Source organism: Polaromonas sp. P5_D5 (assembly GCF_054049435.1).
In genome coordinates this window covers 629,040-645,985 of sequence record NZ_JBFUMJ010000001.1, presented here as the reverse complement: position 1 = coordinate 645,985, position 16,946 = coordinate 629,040, and the positions used below count along the sequence as shown (strand labels likewise).

At 63.1% G+C, this 16,946-nt stretch carries 15 protein-coding genes; 5 read left to right on the top strand and 10 right to left on the bottom strand.

Annotated elements, in window-relative coordinates; genetic code table 11:
• The first annotated feature begins 287 nt into the window (after positions 1-287).
• The 3 genes from ACXJKE_RS03210 (at position 288) to ACXJKE_RS03200 (ending at position 2,856) form a co-directional block, all read left to right on the top strand.
• Positions 288-1,121, top strand: a complete 834-nt coding sequence (locus ACXJKE_RS03210) for an undecaprenyl-diphosphate phosphatase (protein WP_457279124.1) — start codon at positions 288-290, stop codon at positions 1,119-1,121.
• A gap of 44 nt (positions 1,122-1,165) precedes the next feature.
• A complete protein-coding gene (locus tag ACXJKE_RS03205; RefSeq protein WP_457279123.1) occupies positions 1,166-2,371 on the top strand; it encodes a dienelactone hydrolase family protein in 1,206 nt (401 codons plus the stop codon).
• A 98-nt stretch (positions 2,372-2,469) separates the two neighbouring features.
• Positions 2,470-2,856: a DUF3597 domain-containing protein gene (locus ACXJKE_RS03200; RefSeq protein WP_457279122.1), complete on the top strand. Its 387-nt coding sequence runs from the start codon at positions 2,470-2,472 to the stop codon at positions 2,854-2,856.
• A gap of 18 nt (positions 2,857-2,874) precedes the next feature.
• Here the strand turns inward: ACXJKE_RS03200 and ACXJKE_RS03195 are convergent, their stop codons facing one another.
• From ACXJKE_RS03195 to mutS, 5 genes are all read right to left on the bottom strand, one after another.
• Positions 2,875-4,380, bottom strand: coding sequence for an acyl-CoA-binding protein (locus ACXJKE_RS03195; protein WP_457279121.1), 1,506 nt, complete (start codon positions 4,378-4,380; stop codon positions 2,875-2,877).
• A gap of 1 nt (position 4,381) precedes the next feature.
• Positions 4,382-5,662 (bottom strand): MASE1 domain-containing protein, encoded by a 1,281-nt coding sequence (locus ACXJKE_RS03190; RefSeq protein ID WP_457279120.1) that lies wholly within the window; start codon positions 5,660-5,662, stop codon positions 4,382-4,384.
• A gap of 868 nt (positions 5,663-6,530) precedes the next feature.
• Complete coding sequence (locus ACXJKE_RS03185) at positions 6,531-7,373, bottom strand: alpha/beta hydrolase (RefSeq protein ID WP_457279119.1); 843 nt, start codon at positions 7,371-7,373, stop codon at positions 6,531-6,533.
• Positions 7,374-7,376: 3 nt separating this feature from the next.
• A complete protein-coding gene (locus ACXJKE_RS03180) occupies positions 7,377-8,204 on the bottom strand; it encodes a peptidase (protein ID WP_457279118.1) in 828 nt (275 codons plus the stop codon).
• 50 nt (positions 8,205-8,254) lie between these two features.
• Positions 8,255-10,867, bottom strand: a complete 2,613-nt coding sequence (gene mutS / locus ACXJKE_RS03175) for a DNA mismatch repair protein MutS (protein ID WP_457279117.1) — start codon at positions 10,865-10,867, stop codon at positions 8,255-8,257.
• Positions 10,868-11,178: 311 nt separating this feature from the next.
• On the opposite strand from mutS, the gene ACXJKE_RS03170 reads away from it, so the two are divergent.
• Together ACXJKE_RS03170 and ACXJKE_RS03165 are read left to right on the top strand one after the other, a co-directional pair.
• Positions 11,179-12,036: a lysophospholipid acyltransferase family protein gene (locus ACXJKE_RS03170; RefSeq protein WP_457279116.1), complete on the top strand. Its 858-nt coding sequence runs from the start codon at positions 11,179-11,181 to the stop codon at positions 12,034-12,036.
• Positions 12,037-12,073: 37 nt separating this feature from the next.
• On the top strand, positions 12,074-12,850 hold the full coding sequence (locus ACXJKE_RS03165; RefSeq protein WP_457279115.1) for a glycosyltransferase family 2 protein: 777 nt from the start codon (positions 12,074-12,076) through the stop codon (positions 12,848-12,850).
• On the opposite strand, the gene ACXJKE_RS03160 is transcribed toward ACXJKE_RS03165, so the two are convergent.
• From ACXJKE_RS03160 to ACXJKE_RS03140, 5 genes are read right to left on the bottom strand one after another with little or no spacing between them, the layout of a single operon-like run.
• Positions 12,838-13,638 (bottom strand): class I SAM-dependent methyltransferase, encoded by an 801-nt coding sequence (locus ACXJKE_RS03160; RefSeq protein ID WP_457279114.1) that lies wholly within the window; start codon positions 13,636-13,638, stop codon positions 12,838-12,840. The genes ACXJKE_RS03165 and ACXJKE_RS03160 overlap by 13 nt on opposite strands.
• Positions 13,639-13,649: 11 nt before the next feature.
• On the bottom strand, positions 13,650-14,384 hold the full coding sequence (gene fabG / locus ACXJKE_RS03155) for a 3-oxoacyl-ACP reductase FabG (RefSeq protein WP_457279113.1): 735 nt from the start codon (positions 14,382-14,384) through the stop codon (positions 13,650-13,652).
• Complete coding sequence (locus ACXJKE_RS03150) at positions 14,381-14,887, bottom strand: 3-hydroxylacyl-ACP dehydratase (protein WP_457279781.1); 507 nt, start codon at positions 14,885-14,887, stop codon at positions 14,381-14,383. Before ACXJKE_RS03150 ends, fabG begins: the two co-directional genes overlap by 4 nt.
• Before the next feature lie 14 nt (positions 14,888-14,901).
• Positions 14,902-15,732, bottom strand: coding sequence for a beta-ketoacyl synthase chain length factor (locus ACXJKE_RS03145; protein ID WP_457279112.1), 831 nt, complete (start codon positions 15,730-15,732; stop codon positions 14,902-14,904).
• A gap of 9 nt (positions 15,733-15,741) precedes the next feature.
• Positions 15,742-16,935, bottom strand: coding sequence for a beta-ketoacyl-[acyl-carrier-protein] synthase family protein (locus tag ACXJKE_RS03140; protein ID WP_457279780.1), 1,194 nt, complete (start codon positions 16,933-16,935; stop codon positions 15,742-15,744).
• Between the last annotated feature and the right edge of the window lie 11 nt (positions 16,936-16,946).

The following is a 16,946-nucleotide window of genomic DNA, read 5'->3' as shown; positions in this document are numbered from 1 at the left end:
ACGATGCAGGTAACGAATTGTATGAATAAACATTCACCCCTGTCCAGACTCACTGTGTGTAGCCTGTTCTCCCCTTGCAGGGGACGGTGAACCAGATCCACCCCCGTCCAGGCTCACTGCGTGTAGCCCGTTCCCCCCTCCGGGGGCGGCACCTGCGGTCTGGCAAAGCCAGTCCCGCGGCCCCTGCTGGCATGGAACCTGGGCGCCACGGCCTCTCTCTGTCTTTCTGGGCAAGGGGCAGGCCAACAGCTACAGCCATAATCTTGACTTCATTTTCTGGAGACCGCGTGGATATAGCACTGTTGATCAAAGCCGCCGTCATGGGCATCGTCGAGGGCCTGACTGAATTCCTGCCGATCTCTTCGACAGGGCACCTGATATTGGCCGGCGCTCTGCTGGGATTTGACGATGAAAAAGCCAAGGTGTTTGACATCGCGATCCAGACCGGCGCCATTTTTGCGGTGATCCTCGTGTACTGGCAGAAGATCCGCGCCACAGCCGTAGCCCTGCCGACCGAGAAACAGGCGCAACAGTTTGTGCTGAATGTGCTGGTGGCCTTTGTGCCCGCCGTGGTGCTGGGCCTGCTGTTCGGCAAGGCCATCAAGGCCCATCTTTTCACGCCGGTGGTGGTGGCCAGCACCTTCATCATCGGCGGCTTCATCATCCTCTGGGCCGAAAAGCGCCAGCAAAAGAACACCGCGGCTGCGCGCATCCAGGAGGTGGAGGACATGACCGTGATGGACGCGGTGAAGGTCGGCCTGGTGCAATGCCTGGCGATGATTCCCGGCACCAGCCGAAGCGGTGCGACCATCATCGGCGGCATGCTGCTGGGGCTGTCGCGCAAGGCCGCGACCGACTTCTCGTTTTTCCTGGCCATGCCGACGCTGATTGGCGCCGGCGCCTACAGCCTGTACAAGGAACGGGCGCTGCTGTCTGCTGCCGACATGCCCATGTTCGCGGTAGGCCTGGTGTTTTCGTTTTTCAGCGCCTGGCTTTGCGTGCGCTGGCTGCTGCGCTACATCTCGACCAACAGCTTTGTGCCGTTTGCCTGGTACCGCATCGCGTTCGGCATTGTGGTGCTGGCCACGGCATGGAGCGGGCTGGTGGTTTGGGCGGCGTAAACAACTGAGCGTCCGGTAAAAGAGACGCAGAGGAGGGGACTGCCATGACCTGGCTTCGTTATTTTTCTGTTCTTCTTTTTGGCTTTCTGCTGGCACAGCTGTCGCATGCGAGTGGCCCGGTATTTATCCCGTCGCAGGACGGCAAGCTGCAGATTCCCGGCTACTGGTTCGACACCGGCGACAAGGATCCGCGGCCCGTCATCATCGGCCTGCATGGCTGTGGCGGCGGGCTCGACAGCAAAGGCAATTTTGCCGAGCGGCTCTTCCGCTATGGCGGGTACTTCAACGCGGAGCGCATGCATTTCCTCGCGCTGGACAGCTTCACCCCGCGTGGCCAGAAATCGATTTGCGAGACGCCCAACAAGCTTCGCACCATTCACGAAAGCGACCGCCGCGAGGACGTGTTCGCCGCCATCGACTGGCTGGTGAAGCAGCCGTCCGTGGATGCTTCGCGCATTGTGGTCCTGGGCTGGTCGCATGGCGCGCAGACAGTGCTCAGCACCATCGACGCCACAGACAAATTCGTGCAGGCACAGAAGGTGCAGCCGCGCGCCGCCGTGGCTTTTTACCCTGGCTGCCTGCTGAACAACAGGATGTGGAACTATGAAGTCCATGTGCCGCTTTTGATCATGATCGGCGAGCTTGACGACTGGACACTGGCCCCGGAATGCGTCACCCTGCATGGGCGCCTGCAAAAGAACAAAGCCAATGCGCCGGTGGAACTGACGGTTTACCCCGGCAGCTACCACGGCTTTGACGGCCCCGGGCCTGTCAAGCAAATGGAAGGCCTGGGCAACACCAAAACCGGCAAGGCCACGGTGGGCGGCAACCCCGCAGCGCGGGAAGCATCGCATGCGCGCATGTTCGAGTTTCTCTCGGCGCAATTGGGCCAGCCTTTGCTGTTGTCGCACGCCCAGCGCTTCAAAGGGCATCACTACGTGGTGCCGCCTGCCTCCGGCTTTGCGGCGGCCGATGACACGGCGGCCGTGCCGCTCAGCGACGCCGGCAAGGCGCGTTATGCCCACTTCCGTACCTTGCCGTCCCCCAAAGCCTTTGCCGTGACGGAAAAGGGCGGCTGGTACTTCAACGCTGGCGAGCCCGAAGCGATCGCGACGACCTTCCAGCAGTGTGCGAGGGCGAAATCAAGGTGCTGGCTGTATGCGGTAGACGATCAGGTGGTGTGGCAGCCCGATGCGGCGGCGCGAGCGGGTGAAGCGGGCCTGAAACGCGTGAGTGCGCCAGCCCGTTGAGCGATGCGTTGCCCAAGCTGCGATTGGCGTGACGTCTGACAAAAGCTGTCACATCCCGGTGTTACGCTGGATTTTTAAACTTCACCCAGGGGCGCACCATGAGTATTCTCGGCAAAATTTTCGGCAAGATATTTCCCTCGCTGCAAACGCCCGATGCAGCGCCGCCGGTGGCTGCCGCCCCCGCTGACATAGCACCTGCCCCGGCGCCTGCAGCGCCACCCATGCAGCAGGTCGATGTCGAAGCCCTGCTCAACGGCATGGCCAGCAAGAACCCGGAAAAACTCAACTGGAAGACCTCCATCGTCGACCTGATGAAGCTCCTGCACCTGGACAGCAGCCTGGGTGAGCGCAAGGAGCTGGCGAAGGAGCTGGGTTACACGGGCGACATGAATGACAGCGCGACCATGAACATCTGGCTGCACAAGCAGGTCATGAACAAGCTGGCAGCCAACGGCGGCAAGGTACCCGCCGACCTGATGGACTAGGCTTGCGAGGGGTAACGCTCAGGCGGACCTGAGCTTTTCGACCAGGGCTGTGTAGCCGGCCATCGCGTCTTCGCGGGTCATGCCCTTGCGCTGGGCCCATGCATCGTATTTGGCGCGGCCGGTCACGTCCATCATGCCGGGGCGTTCGCCGGTCGCGTCGCCCAGCGTCGCCTGTTTGTACAGGGCATAGAGGCCCAGCAGGGCTTCGTTGTCAGGTGGTTGGGCCAGCGTCTTCACCGCGATGCCGGCGGCTTCAAAAGCGCGTTCGGCTTCGCTGGGGCCGGCAGGGGCCACCGGTTCACCGAAGTGCGCGTCTTCCAGCGCCACGTCGTCGGGAAACCAGCGCGCATCGAGCAGCCGGCCCGAGCGCACCGCAAAGGCCAGCACACCCTGCGACATCAGGCCACCGGCCGTGAGCGTGGCGGGCACCACGGCCACACCGGCATTGAACACCGGCTGCCCGAATGCGGTGAACCGCACTGCAGCGGCCCACGGCAGCATGGCTTGCAGACCCTTGTTGCCGCGGTAGACGCCGCTGGCGCGGTTGGCGCCGGGCTGGAACCATGCCATGTCCGAAGCGCCCCTGGCAAAGATGCCGGTGAAGTCGCCGGCTTCGAGCGCCGTGCGCAGCGTTTGCGCAAAGGCGGCCAGTGCTTCGGGGCTCATCTTCGGATCGTCTACCGCCATGCCCAGTGAGGCCGCGCTGCTGGCGCCGAAAAACTCCAGCACGTTGCGGGCAACCTGTTCGCGGTCGTTGTCGACGCAGATCATGTGATAGCTGTTTTCCAGCACCACCATGCGGGCTTTGGCGCCGCCGATCTGCTCGACCAGGTAGTTGGCCGAGCTCAGGCTGGTGAGTTCATCCTCGCGTGCATGGATCACCAGGGTTTCGCTGGCCATGTCTTTCAGGCCGGTCATGACCCAGCCGCGAAGCCGGTCTACCTGCCGCACGCAGGCCAGCGGTACCCAGCGGTAATGAAAGGCTTCACCGCGCGCAAATTTGGCTTTAACGATGGCGCGCAGCTGTTCGTTCTTGATGCCGAAAGGGTCTTCTTCCTCGACCTTCATGCGTGCCGCAACGCCGGGCACGTGGTACATCAGGTGGCGCAGCGGGGTGTACCAGGCGGTGGCCCAGCCGTCGATGTAGATAGGCGGCGCCAGCGCGATCAGCTTGCCGCGCGTGTGCTTTTGCCGCTTGGCCAGCTCGGTGGCCAGCAGCGCGCCCATGCACATGCCCATGATGTGGAAGTTGTCGTGCAGCGCGGCTACCTCGTGGTACTTGGCCGTAACGGCATCCATCCACTGTTCGGCGGTCACGTTCACCAAATCCTCGGGCGTGGTGCCGTGGCCGGGCAGCGTCAGCGAATGCGTGACGAAGCCCGCGTTTTTCAGCCGCTTGTGCATGGAGCCCAAATCGTATTGCGTGCCGCCCAGCCCGTGGATAAGGAAAACGGCCGGCGTTTTCGTGCCCGCGGCCGGCGCTGGCGACTCGGCGGACGCGGTGCTGGAAGTGTCCAGAGCCACGTCAGGCCTCGACTTCCAGCAGCGCTGCAACCTGTTCGACATTGCCGTCGGCGCCGCGCACACCCGACAGGCGCGCGTTCACGCTGGCCACGCGGCCGTCGCTCCAGCGCAGGGTGTTCTTCCACAGCACGTGGTCGCGCTGGCCCTGCGTCAGGTCGCGCCAGTCGGCTTGCAGTCCGGGCTGCTCTTGCGGGTCGGCGTGGGAGATGAAGTCCTGCACGGTCAGCAGCGCGTTGGCGTTGGTGCGCAGCAACTCGCTGGCGCCTTCGCCCCATTCGGCAGCGCCCGTCCTGGCGTCAAAATTGGCGACCACCGTGCGGTTGGAGTCCAGCACCTGGCGGTAGCGGGTGCGCCAGTCTTGCGCCTGCGCCAGGGCCTGTGCGGCGGTGGCGCCCAGGGCATTGACCACGCCGACCAGCAGCGCCATCACGGCGACATAACCCTGGATCTCGATCACGGCCTCACCGGGAAAGCCTTCCACCTCGGCGAAGGGGCCGCCGCCGGCGTTGGTCCATGCGACCAGGGCCAGCGCGCCGATGAGCGTGGCCACCGTGGCGCCGCGTTCTTTCCAGAGGATGGCGGTTACCACCATGAAGGGCAGCGGCAGGTAGGTGAGGGTGGGGCCCAGTGATGCGCTGAACCGGTCGGACACATCGCTCGAAAAGATCAGCCCCGCCACCACAAAGAAAAGCAGAAAGGTGCCGGCGCCCGCCAGGAACTGGCTGGTGGCCATGCCGCCCGATCGCTTGACCTTGAAGCTGGAAAACGCAGTGATGAGCGGCGCAATCAGCAAGATGCCGACAAAGGTGGTGCAGGTCCACACGCGCCATTCTGTCAGCAGGACAACGGGCTCGGGCAGGGCCCAGCTCCAGAGCATCACGCCGATGCTGGCACCCAGCGCGGAGGTCAGCAGTGCACCCAGCAGCACGCCGGCGTAAGCCTTGCCCGGCTCCATGCCGCCGTCAGGCCCGGTGCTGCGCAGCAGGCGCGCCACCCAGGCGCCCAGGCTTGCGCAGAGGGCTTCGTTCAGGCCAAAGGCGATGGCCGGCAGCACGGCCAGGCCGTCCAGCAAGGCCAGCGCGATGGCCGCCAGCGCGGCGCCCGCCAGCACGGCAGGGCGCTTGGGCGGTTTCACGGCCAGCAGCGCGCCAAAGGTGACACCCGTGGCCAGCCAGACGGATGCGCTCAGCGTCATCGCGTCGCCCATGCTTTGGGACAGCACCGCTGCAACGGCCCAGGCTAGAAAGGTCACGGCAAGGGTGACGATAAAGGACAGGGCCATGAGAAACCTCCTCTGAGAGTCGTTCTGATGCGCGGCGCAGGGGCTACCGGATGATGTGGGCTAGTTTATCCAGTCTGTTGCAAATGTAGAACCGCGGTCTTAAGGGTAAGTCCCCCGCGGCGTCAACATCGCTGAGATCTACACTTTTAGGTGATTTTTGGCCTTTGGGGAAATAGGAACGGGCGCTGGCAGCTATTGAATTGATAGCGGTTCCTTGAGGCCGGTTTGTGTTCCGACTGGGCGCTTTCGTCTAGGAGCTGCTGGCCGGGGGTTGCCCGGCATGCAAGTAACTTTCTTTTGCTTCGCCAAAAGAAAGTCACCAAAGAAAAGGCGACCCTGCTGTCTGCGACCCTTCGCTTCGCTACGGGCAACCTGCGGTGCTCCGTTCAGGCGGGGTCTCGCTCGAACTCGCTTCGCTCAGACAATCGCGATCCCTGATCCGCCTGAACCTCCGCTCCTCGGCGCAGACAGAAGGGGCTAGCGGGAGCGGGGACCGAATACCAATACCCAAGACAAATACCAACAAGGACTCGCCACGGCGAGTCCTTGTTTCTTCCGGAATTTGGGGTTTGTCTTCGGCTGTTGGGTATTGGGTGTTGGCTCCCTCCCACCCCCTTGTGGATGCGCCGAGGAGCGGAGGTTCAGACGGATCAGGGCAAAAACTTGTTTGAGCGAAGCGAGTTGTTTTTGACCCCGGCTGGACCGAGCACCGCAGGCTGCCCGCAGCGCAGCGGAGGGACGCAGGAACCAGGGTCGCCTTTCTTTTGCTTACTTTTCTTTGGCGAAGCAAAGAAAAGTGAGTTGCATGCCGGGCAACCCCCGGCCAGCCGCCCTCGGCAAAGAGTGCACCGCCGGAAACAACAGCAGCCTACTCGAGGAAATTCCTCAAAGCCGCCTCAATCGCAGCCGCCGTTGCCAACGGCTTCTCCATCGGAAACAGATGACTCCCATCCAGCATCATGATCCGCCCCTTCGTCACTTTTTCGGTCATCGCCATCCCAACCTGCTTCATCTCCACCGATTGCCGCCCGCCGATAAAGGCAACGGGGCATTTCAGCGGATGGCGTTTGAGCAAACCTTCCAGATTGTGCGGAAGCGTGTTGTAGATCGCGGTTTCGACGTCGCGGTCGAAGCTCAGCAACTGCTTTCCATCGTCGTCGCCGGTGCCTTCGTAGGTGCCATGCTCGATGTAGTCACGCAGCACTTGTTCGTCCCAGGCGGCAAACGCCTTCTTGCTGCGAAAGTGTTCAAACACTTCCTCCTTGCCCAGCCACTGGTTCTTGCGTTTGCGGCTGATGGCGCCGGGGGAGATGGAGCCCACCAGTTGTGCGCGCTTGGCCACGCTCAGCGCTGCGGCGCGCCAGCCGCCGAGGATGGGGGAGTCGACCAGCACCACGCCCTTGACGGGCTGGCCGCCCAGCACAGGATTACGTGCGGCGCACATCAGGCTTAAAAAGCCGCCCAGCGAATGGCCCACCAGGAAAGCCGGCTGGCCGGATTTTTCAACCTCGCGGGCCGTGAAGTCGGCCAACTGCTGCACCAGGTGCGGCCAGTTGCTGGTGACCGGGTAGCGCGGGTCGTGGCCGAATTTTTCAATCGCCTTGACCTGAAAGCCGCGTGCTTTCAGGCTCTGGAACACCGCGCTGTAGGTGCTGGCCGGGAAGCTGTTGCCGTGGGAAAAAATGACCAGCGGCTTTGCGTTGGCGGGCACGGCTTAAATCAGTTTTTCGTCAGGCGTGCTGATCTTCTTCAACGGCTCATGGCGCGTGGCCGGCATCTTCAACGGGATGTCGGTGTGCGCGTCGTCCCACACCGGGTCTTCGATGCTGTCGAACACCTCGCGCAGCTTCTGGCCCCAGCTGCTGTGCATCATGCGGTAGTAGGGGTTGTCGTTGTCGATGCAGACGATCTTGTCGCTCCGGTAGGTGTCGGCCTCATAGACCACCAGGTCCAGCGGCAGGCCAACCGAGAGATTCGACTTCATGGTCGAGTCCATGGACACCAGCACGCACTTGGCGGCTTCGGCCAGCGGCGTGGCCGGGGTGAGCACGCGGTCCAGCACGGGTTTGCCGTATTTGGATTCGCCGACCTGGAAATAAGGCGTCTCGTCGGTGGCTTCGATGAAGTTGCCGGCCGAATACATCTGGAAGAGGCGCATGTTCTCGCCGCGGATTTGTCCGCCGAAGACCAGCGAGACGTTGAAGTCGACATCGGCGTTTTTCAATGCTTCGGCGTCGCGGTCGTAGACGCGGCGTATCGCCGAGCCCAGCACGCGGGCTGCGTCGAACATGCTTTTGGCGTTCCAGATCGTGATGGCTTCGCCGCCGTCGGGGTCCTTGAGCTGCTCGACCTGCAGGATTTCGCGGATCGACTGGGAAATCGACAGATTGCCGGCCGACAGCAGCACCATGAAACGGTCGCCCGGCTTTTCATAGACGATCATTTTGCGGAAGGTGCTGATGTGGTCCAGGCCCGCGTTCGTGCGGGAGTCTGACAGGAACACCAGCCCGGCGTTGAGTTTGGCGGCGACGCAGTAAGTCATGAGGTGGCTTTGGTGGCTTGGAAGTGTGGGGGCGGTCGGGTTGCGCTGGGTCACGGTGAGGCGGAGATCTTTTTCAGGCGGTACAGGGCGTCCAGCGCTTCGCGCGGACTCAGTGCGTCAGGGTCTATGGTACCCAATGCCTTGTCCACGGCACTTTGCTCGGGCGCCGCCGCTTCGGGAGGGGCGGCAAACAGGTCGACCTGGGCGCGGGCTTCGGTCTGGTGGGCTTCCAGCGCGGTGAGCGCATGACGGGCGTGGTTGACGACGGCGGCGGGCACGCCGGCCAGCTTGGCCACGGCAATCCCGTAGCTTTTGCTGGCGGGGCCGGGCTCGATGTGGTGCAAAAACACGATGTCGGCGCCGGACTCGACCGCGCTCACGTGCACGTTGATCGCACCGTGGTGCTGCGCCGGGAATTCGGTGAGCTCGAAGTAATGCGTGGCAAACAGCGTGAAAGCCTGCGTCTTGTTGTGCAGGTAGGCCGCGATGCCGCCGGCCAGCGCCAGGCCGTCGAATGTCGAGGTGCCGCGGCCGATTTCGTCCATCAGCACCAGCGAATGCGGTGTGGCGGCGTGCAGGATCTGCGCGGCCTCGGTCATCTCCAGCATGAAGGTCGATTGCGCGTTGGCCACGTCGTCGGCCGCACCTATGCGGGTGTGGATAGCATCTATGGGCCCGAGCCGGCAGCTGGCCGCCGGCACGTAAGAGCCCACGCTGGCCAGCAGCACGATCAACGCCACCTGGCGCATATAGGTCGATTTACCGCCCATGTTGGGGCCGGTGATGACCTGCATGCGGTGTTTGCCGCTCATGACGGAATCGTTGGCGATGAAGGCGCCGCCGCCCGTCTCGGCCAGGCGTGCCTCCACCACCGGGTGGCGGCCCTGGACGATGTCGATGCAGGGCTCGCGCACAAACACCGGCGCGGCCCAGTTGAGGGTGAGCGAGCGTTCGGCCAACGCGCACAGCGCGTCGAGTGAGGCGAGAGCGCGCGCCAGGCGGCTCAGCGCGGGAATGAAGTCCTGCAACTGGTCGAGCAGCTGTTCATACAGCCACTTCTCGCGCGCCAGTGCGCGCTCCTGTGCCGACAGGGCCTTGTCTTCAAAGGCTTTGAGCTCGGGCGTGATGTAGCGCTCGGCATTTTTCAGTGTCTGGCGGCGTCGGTAGTCGTCGGGCACCTTGTCGAGTTGGCCCTGCGTGACTTCAATATAAAAGCCGTGCACCTTGTTGAACTGCACGCGCAGGTTGGCGATGCCGGTGCGGGCTTTCTCGCGGCCTTCCAGGTCCAGCAGAAAGTCGTCGCAATTGGTCTGGATGGCGCGCAGCTCATCCAGGTCGGCATCGCAGCCGTGGTTGATGACGCCGCCGTCGCGTATCAGCGCGGCAGGCTCGTCCAGCACATAGCGGCCGAGCAGTTCACGGCAGCCTTCCGGCGGCTTCAGGTCTTCAAAAATTTTGGTTAAAAGTGCCGGCAGTCCAATACTGGCGGGCGCAACCAGCTCTGTTTTTTGTAGCGTGTCTTTCAGGGCCACGAGCTCGCGCGGTCGCACCTGGCGCAGCGCGATGCGGGCGGTGATGCGTTCCACATCGCTGCAGCCCTTGAGCCTGGCGCGCAGGGTTTGCTGGGAGCCGCTGCGCAGGTGGGTAATGGCATCCAGCCTGTCGGCGGCCTGTGCCCGGTCACGGCGCGGGGTGAGCAGCCAGCTTTTCAGTGCACGGCTGCCCATGCCGGTGGTGCAGGTGTCCAGCAGCGAAAACAACGTGGGCGAATCTTCGCCGCGCAGGGTCTGCGTGAGTTCCAGGTTGCGGCGCGTGGTTTGCGGCAGCTCGATCAGCTCGCCCGAACGCACCACCTGCAGGCCTTGCACGTGCGACAGTGCCCTGCCTTGCGTGTGTTCGGCGTAGCCCAGCAGCGCCGAGGCGGCGGCGTGCGCCTCATTCAGTGCTTCGGCATTCCAGGATGCGAGCGAGGCGACCTTGAGCTGGTCCAGCAAGCGGCGCGCGCCCAGGGCGGAATCAAACTGCCATGCCGGGCGGGCGCTGACGGCGCAGCGCTGGGCTTTGAGGCGCTGCTCAAAGGCCGGCGTCACATCGACGTTGTAAAGCAGTTCGCTGGGCGCCACGCGCGCCAGCCAGGCTTCGAGTTCGTCATTGGCGCAGTGCGCCAGATGGATTTCGCCCTGCGTCACGCTGAGCCAGGCCAGGCCGCAGGTGTTGCGCGCGCCCTGGTGCACGGCCAGCAGGATGGATTCGGTTTTGTCGCTCAGCAGTTCAGTGTCTGTGAGTGTGCCGGGCGTGACCACGCGCACCACTTTGCGCTCCACGGGGCCTTTGCTGGTGGCGACGTCGCCGACCTGCTCGCAGATGGCCACCGACTCGCCGAGTTTGATGAGTTTGGCCAGGTAGCCTTCCAGCGAATGAAAGGGCACACCCGCCATGACGACCGGCTCGCCCGCGGACTGGCCGCGCCGTGTCAGCGTGATGTCCAGCAGGCGGGAGGCCTTTTCGGCATCGGCAAAGAAGACTTCATAGAAATCCCCCATGCGGTAAAAAACCAGGGTGTCGGGGTACTCCGCCTTGATGCGCTTGTATTGCGTCATCATGGGCGTGTCTTCCGGCGCGCTGCCTGTTGGGTTTTTGCCCCGAATTGTTTCTTTTTGCATCAATGACCTGGCGCATGCGCGCTTCCTTCTTTTCGCATTTTCGTCTCACCTGGCGCCTATCTTAGGGGCCGTTCTTCGATGTTTCCGGACCCTGATTGTCCTTTACTATCAGGCACTTACTGCCACCACCGGCTTTTGCCGGGAAAGATTGCGCTGGACCCGTCAGTCGGCATAAAACCTTACGCTGGAATCCGGAAATCCGCCAAAGAGAGGCATTTTTGGGGAGGTAGACTCGCTTGCATTCATCTATTCAAAAAGCAAACCGGATACGGTCTGCGCCAGGGCCCACGACCTCAACCGAAAGGCAAGCAATGACCGAGCCGAGTATCCCGCCTTTCAACAGCGTAAGCGGGGCGGAGCCGACTGACACTGTGCTGCTTGCCGAGCCGTCCCTGGCCAATAAGGGCCGCAGGGCGGTGCATGAAACTGCCCGTCTTTGCGTGGGTTACCTGGTGCTTGTCGGCGTCAGCCTGGCGGTCTCGTTGCTGGCGGTGGTCATGCGGCCATTGTTGCCGAGGGTATTAAGCAAACGCTGGGGGCGCAGGCTTGTCGCAGCCACTTTCCGGTCTTACCTGCGCCTGCTGGTGTTGATGGGGGCCTGCCGGTTCGACCTGACGGCGCTGGATGCGCTTCAGGCAGGCCCTCCAGTGATCATCGCGCCCAATCATCCTTCCCTGCTGGACGCCATCATGATCCTGTCGCGTTTGCCGGACGCCACCTGCATCATGAAGGCGGACATCGTCAACAGCGTTTTTTTTGGGGCCGGTGCGCGGCTGGTAGGTTATATCCGCAATACGCCGCTGCGCACCATGGTGCAGCTGGCTGTCGCCGACTTGCGCCAGGGCAGCAGCTTGTTGCTTTTCCCGGAAGGCACCCGCACGCGGCGGTTTCCTGTAGGGCGTATGCAGGGAACGACCAGCCTGATTTCCAAATACGCGGGTGTGCCGGTACAAACCGTTTTTATCGAAACCGATTCGAGGTTTCTGGGCAAGGGCTGGTCCCTGCTATGGACGCCGAAAATGCCGGTCACTTACCGTGTTCGCCTCGGCAAATGCTTTGAGCCGGTCAGCGACACGGCGCACTTCACCGCAGAGCTGGAGCAATACTTCCAGACCGAGCTGGGGCGTACCCGGGCGTCCTCCCTGACTGCTTCTGCGCCGCCGGCGTGAAGCTGCACGCAGTTTTCCGTTCAAGCTATATCCCTCGATGAATGACTCCCTTCGCGACATGTCCAGGACGCACCTCGTCCTGATTCCCAGTTACAACCCCGGTGTCAAAGTTGACGAAACAGTTCGCAGTGCGCTTGCGCAGTGGGCGCCGGTCTGGGTGGTCGTTGACGGCAGCACGGACGGTAGCACCGACCGTCTGCTGGCAATGGCCGCAGACGATGCGCGCTTGCGTGTCGTGGTGTTGCCGCGCAATGTGGGCAAGGGTGCCGCGGTGCTGCACGGCATTGAGCTGGCTGCGGCCCAGGGGTTCACGCATGTGCTGACCATGGACTCCGATGGGCAGCACCCCGCCCACCTGATTCCGGAGTTCATGGTCGCGTCGCTGGCCCAACCCGCTGTCATGGTGCTCGGCGTGCCGGTGTTCGCCGCAGATGCACCGCGCCTGCGTGTCAATGGACGCAAGGTGTCCAATGGATGGGCCGACCTGGAAACCCTGTGGGCCGGCATCGGGGACTCCCTGTTCGGCTTTCGTGTGTACCCGATCGCGCCGCTGCGTGATGTGATGGCCGGGCAGCGCTGGATGCGCCGGTTTGATTTTGACCCGGAAGCGGTGGTGCGCATGTGCTGGCGCGGCGTGAAACCAGTCAACCTGCCGGCCACCGTGAAGTATTTTCGGCCCGACGAAGGGGGGGTGTCGCACTTCAACTACTTGCGCGACAACCTTTTGCTCACCTGGATGCATTCCCGGCTTTTCATCGGGTTTGTGCTGCGCTTGCCGGTGTTGCTGGCCCGGCGCCTGTTTCAGCGATCGTGATGAGTTGAGGCCAGGGCCGCGGAGCCGGGCAGCGACTTGACTGCCTGGTATTCTGAAAATACGCCGGCTTCCAGGTGTTGCCGGACATCCGCCAGGCCCGCCGCGCGCAGCGTGGCCAGCACCTGTTCGGGCGGCACGCAGGCTTCTATGCTGTCCCAGTAGTAGCGCCAGATGGACGCGGTTTCTTTTTGCCGCGAAACGAAGCGCGTCAGCAGCGGTATGACGCCGCGCATGTAGGTTTTGAGCAACCAGCGGCCCCAAGGGCTTTTTGCCTGGGTGATTTCGAGCACGCAGAGCCGTCCACCGGGCTTCAACACGCGTTCAAATTCTGCAAATGCCACCCCCAGGTCGCTGATGTGGCGCAGGGCATAGCCCATGCTTAAAAAATCGAAATGGTTGTCTGGAAACGGCAGGGACTCGGCCCGGCCTTCCACCAGCACCATGGTTTTTGGCAGCTTGCTGGCGGCCATCATGCCGGGGCTGGGATCAAGGCCGGTCACCAGCGTGGGGTCTCCGGTCAAGAGACACGCCTGGGCGGCAACCAGGCCGGTTCCCACGCCCACGTCGAGCACTTTCATGCCGGTTTTCAGGCCGCCGCGAATCAGTGCGTCGCGTCGATAGCGTGAACCGCTGCCCCAGGCCAGGATCGCCTCGATGCGGTCGTAGTCCGGCGCCGTGCTGTCAAAAATCCTGCGCAGATAGGTTTGCCGGTCCTGCTCTGTCTGGTAATACTCGGTCAGCGGGACATGAGGTGCATGCACCGTGGGAGTGTTTTCAGGAATGGTCATGGAGTGCCTTTTTAAATCATGCCGCCGTTGATGGAAATAACCTGGCCGCTGATGTAAGCTGCGCGCTCTGAAGTCAGAAAACTCACGAGGTCGGCGACTTCTTCGGGTCGGCCGGCTCGTTTCATGGGTACCAGCTGCGCGATGGCAGTGGCATCAAAACTGTCCTGGCTCATCGGCGTTGCGATGATGCCGGGCGCGACCGCATTGACCGTGATGCCGCGGCTGGCCACCTCCAGTGCAAGGGATTTTGTGGCCGAATGCAATGCGCCTTTGGCAGCCGAATAATTCACCTGTCCGCGGTTGCCTGCCACTGCGGCGACCGACGTGATGTTGATGATACGCCCCCAGCGCGTACGGATCATCGGCATCATCAAGGGCTGGGTGACATGAAAAAAACCATTCAGCGAGACGTCAATGACCTGTTGCCATTGCCGCAGCTGCATGCCCGGAAAGACCGCGTCGTCATGGATGCCGGCGTTGTTCACGATCACCTGGACCGGCCCCTGCAGCAGCAGGGTTTCCAGGGCAATGGCGGTTGCGGCGGCATCAGTGACATCAAACGCCACAGCCTCCGCATGACCGCCTGCCGCCTGGATGGAGGCCACCAGCGCTAAGGCGGCATCAAGGCCGCGGTTGGCATGCACGATGACGTGAAATCCATCGGCAGCCAGTTGCCGGCAAATGGCCGAGCCAATGGCGCCACTGCCACCGGTGACCAGCGCGCGTTTGAGTACGGAGGCGTTCATGCAGTCCCCTTGGATGGTGCGCCGAGCATCACCACGGCGCGGCCTGACAGAAGCAATGCAGGGCCCGCGTGGACCGTGAACCCATAAAGAATACTGCCGGCGTCGCCGCTCGTGCGCTCGGCATGGATGGTGAGCGCGAGGTTGATGTCGTCGAGTCTTTCGACATGCAGGGTGACGCCGCGAACGCTGACCAGGTAGCCGAAGGGGGCGGCATCGCCGGCCTGCGGGTGATTTTCCTGGGTACCGGCCACGGCTTCCGAGATCAGTGCGCCATGCACGGCCATGGCTTGCGCCGCATATTCAATCCCGCATGCGGCGCCCAGCCTTCCGTAGGCACGCAGGGGATTGCCGGCAGCGCGGTGGCTCGTGGCTTCGCAAGAAATTTGACTGTTGTCCCACGCCGTGACGCGTTCAAGCAGGCACATGCTGCCTTGATGGGGAATACGGCGCGCGATCTCGTCGTGCCCAAGGCTCAAAGGCGCGCTGCAGGCCTTGGTGGGCATCAGGCCTGCAAGTATCACGGTGCCACCTGCAGGGCCAGCTGCCGGCCGTCAAGGTAGTCCAGCACGATCCGGCCGCTTTGCTGCCGCGCGATGCTGCGCAGTAGAGGCAGGCAGCGTGCCGCAGGAATGTCTGTGCGCAGCTGTTCGAGCGCGGCGTCATCGAGCCGGTCGGCAGGCAAGGCCGTCAGGCAGTTGTCTGGTTCCAGCGTCCACTGCGCCTGGCTGCGTTCACTGCGGTGGGGTGTCAGCACCAGTCCCAGGCCGAAGGTGTCGGGAATGGGGCGTGTGCTGTACAGCGGCTCCGGGTAATCGGTGTCATAAGCGACCAGCAGCACGGGTATCTGGTCCACCGCTACCTGGGTCATGGCCTCCAGCAGGCCTGCCGAAAAACTTGCATCGCGCGCGCAAAGCACCGAGGACGAAACCATCGAGCCGCTTGAAATGCTCCAGTAGCCGGAGGCGGCGTTGTGCACTGAATTGTGAAAGCGCGTCGGGGAGATCAGCCTGTCGCTGGAGGCCAGCGCATTGCAGATTTCGTGGCAATTGACGGCGTCGCCGCTGGAAGATGAAAACACGGATGCCAGCATGGCAGCTTGCAGGCCCGAAGCTGCAACCGCTTCCTCGCTCACTGCCAGCGACACCTTGACCACCGCGCCGGCCCGGCGGCGTTCGGCCTGCGGCAAAGCCATGGGTGGCGGAAGAACGCAGCGCGTGGCTTGATAAGCGGTGCTGCCTTTGAGATATTCGCGCCCTTGCGCCCACCCCGCCAGTCCGGGGCCCAGCAGCCCGATACCTTCGACAAAAACCGTCAGCGCTGTTGCGGATGGGGATTGTGCTTGTGTCATGTCGGAACCTTAACCGGCACGGCCAAAAATCAGGCTGCAATTGGTTCCGCCGAAGCCGAAGGAATTGCTGAGCACATGCCGGGGGGCGGCCTCCTGGTTGTCCATGAGGTAGTTGACGGCCAGGGCCGGGTCGCGCTCGTGGGTGTTGATGCCGCCGGGCAGCAGGCCGTGCTGCAATGCGAGCGCGCAGATCACGGCTTCAAGCCCGCCTGCGGCGCCCAGCGTGTGGCCGGTGGCGCCCTTGGTGGAACTGCAGGGGGTGCCAGGGCCGAACAGCCCGGACACTGCCTTGGCTTCCGCGGCATCGTTGCTTTGTGTGGCTGTGCCGTGCAGGTTGATGTAGTCGATCCCGGCCGTGGTGAGGCCGGCCATATCCAGGGCCTGCTGCATGGCCAGCCGTGCACCCAGGCCGTCGGGATGGGGGGAGGACATGTGGTGGGCGTCGCTGGATTCGCCGACGCCCAGCAGCAGCACGTCACCTGGGGCGGGTTGTGCCGGCGTGGGCTCCAGCAGGGCGAAAGCGGCAGCTTCGCCAATGGTGATGCCGTTGCGCGCGGCGTCGAATGGCCTGCAAGCCTGGGGGGAAATCAGACCCAGCGAGTTAAAGCCATACAAGGTTGTGAGACACAGCGAATCTACCCCACCGACCACGGCAGCATCGATCAGACCCGCCCGCATCATTCTTCGCGCTGAAGCGAACACCTTGGCACTGGATGAGCAGGCTGACGAGACGACGGCGGCCGGGCCGGTCAGCCCAAGGTACTGGCGCGTGAAATCAGCGACAGAAAATGTATTGTGTGTTGTGCCGTAAATGAAATCGGGGGGCAGGGCGCCGGTTCCCGGGTCGCGCCGGCGATAGGCCAGTTCGGTTTGCAAAATGCCCGATGTACTGGTGCCGATGAAGACCCCCACGCGGTGCGCGCCGTATTTTTTGCTGGCGGCTGCCGCCGCTTCAGTAAAGCCGTCCTGTTGAAGCCCCAGCAGGGCGAGCCGGTTGTTGCGGCAGTCGAAGCGGGCCCATTGCGCAGGAAGCTGCACGCTGTCCGTGCCCGTGACCTCGCCTGCAAAGGTCGGCAGGTCGACTGTGTCGAACGTGCATGGGGCGAGCCCGCCCCGCCGCGTACGCAACGCGTCGAGAGTTTGTGCAAGACCGCGACCCATGCTGCTGGTTGCGGTGAAGTGGGAGAGCCAAAGTGGATACAGAGAAAAAACCA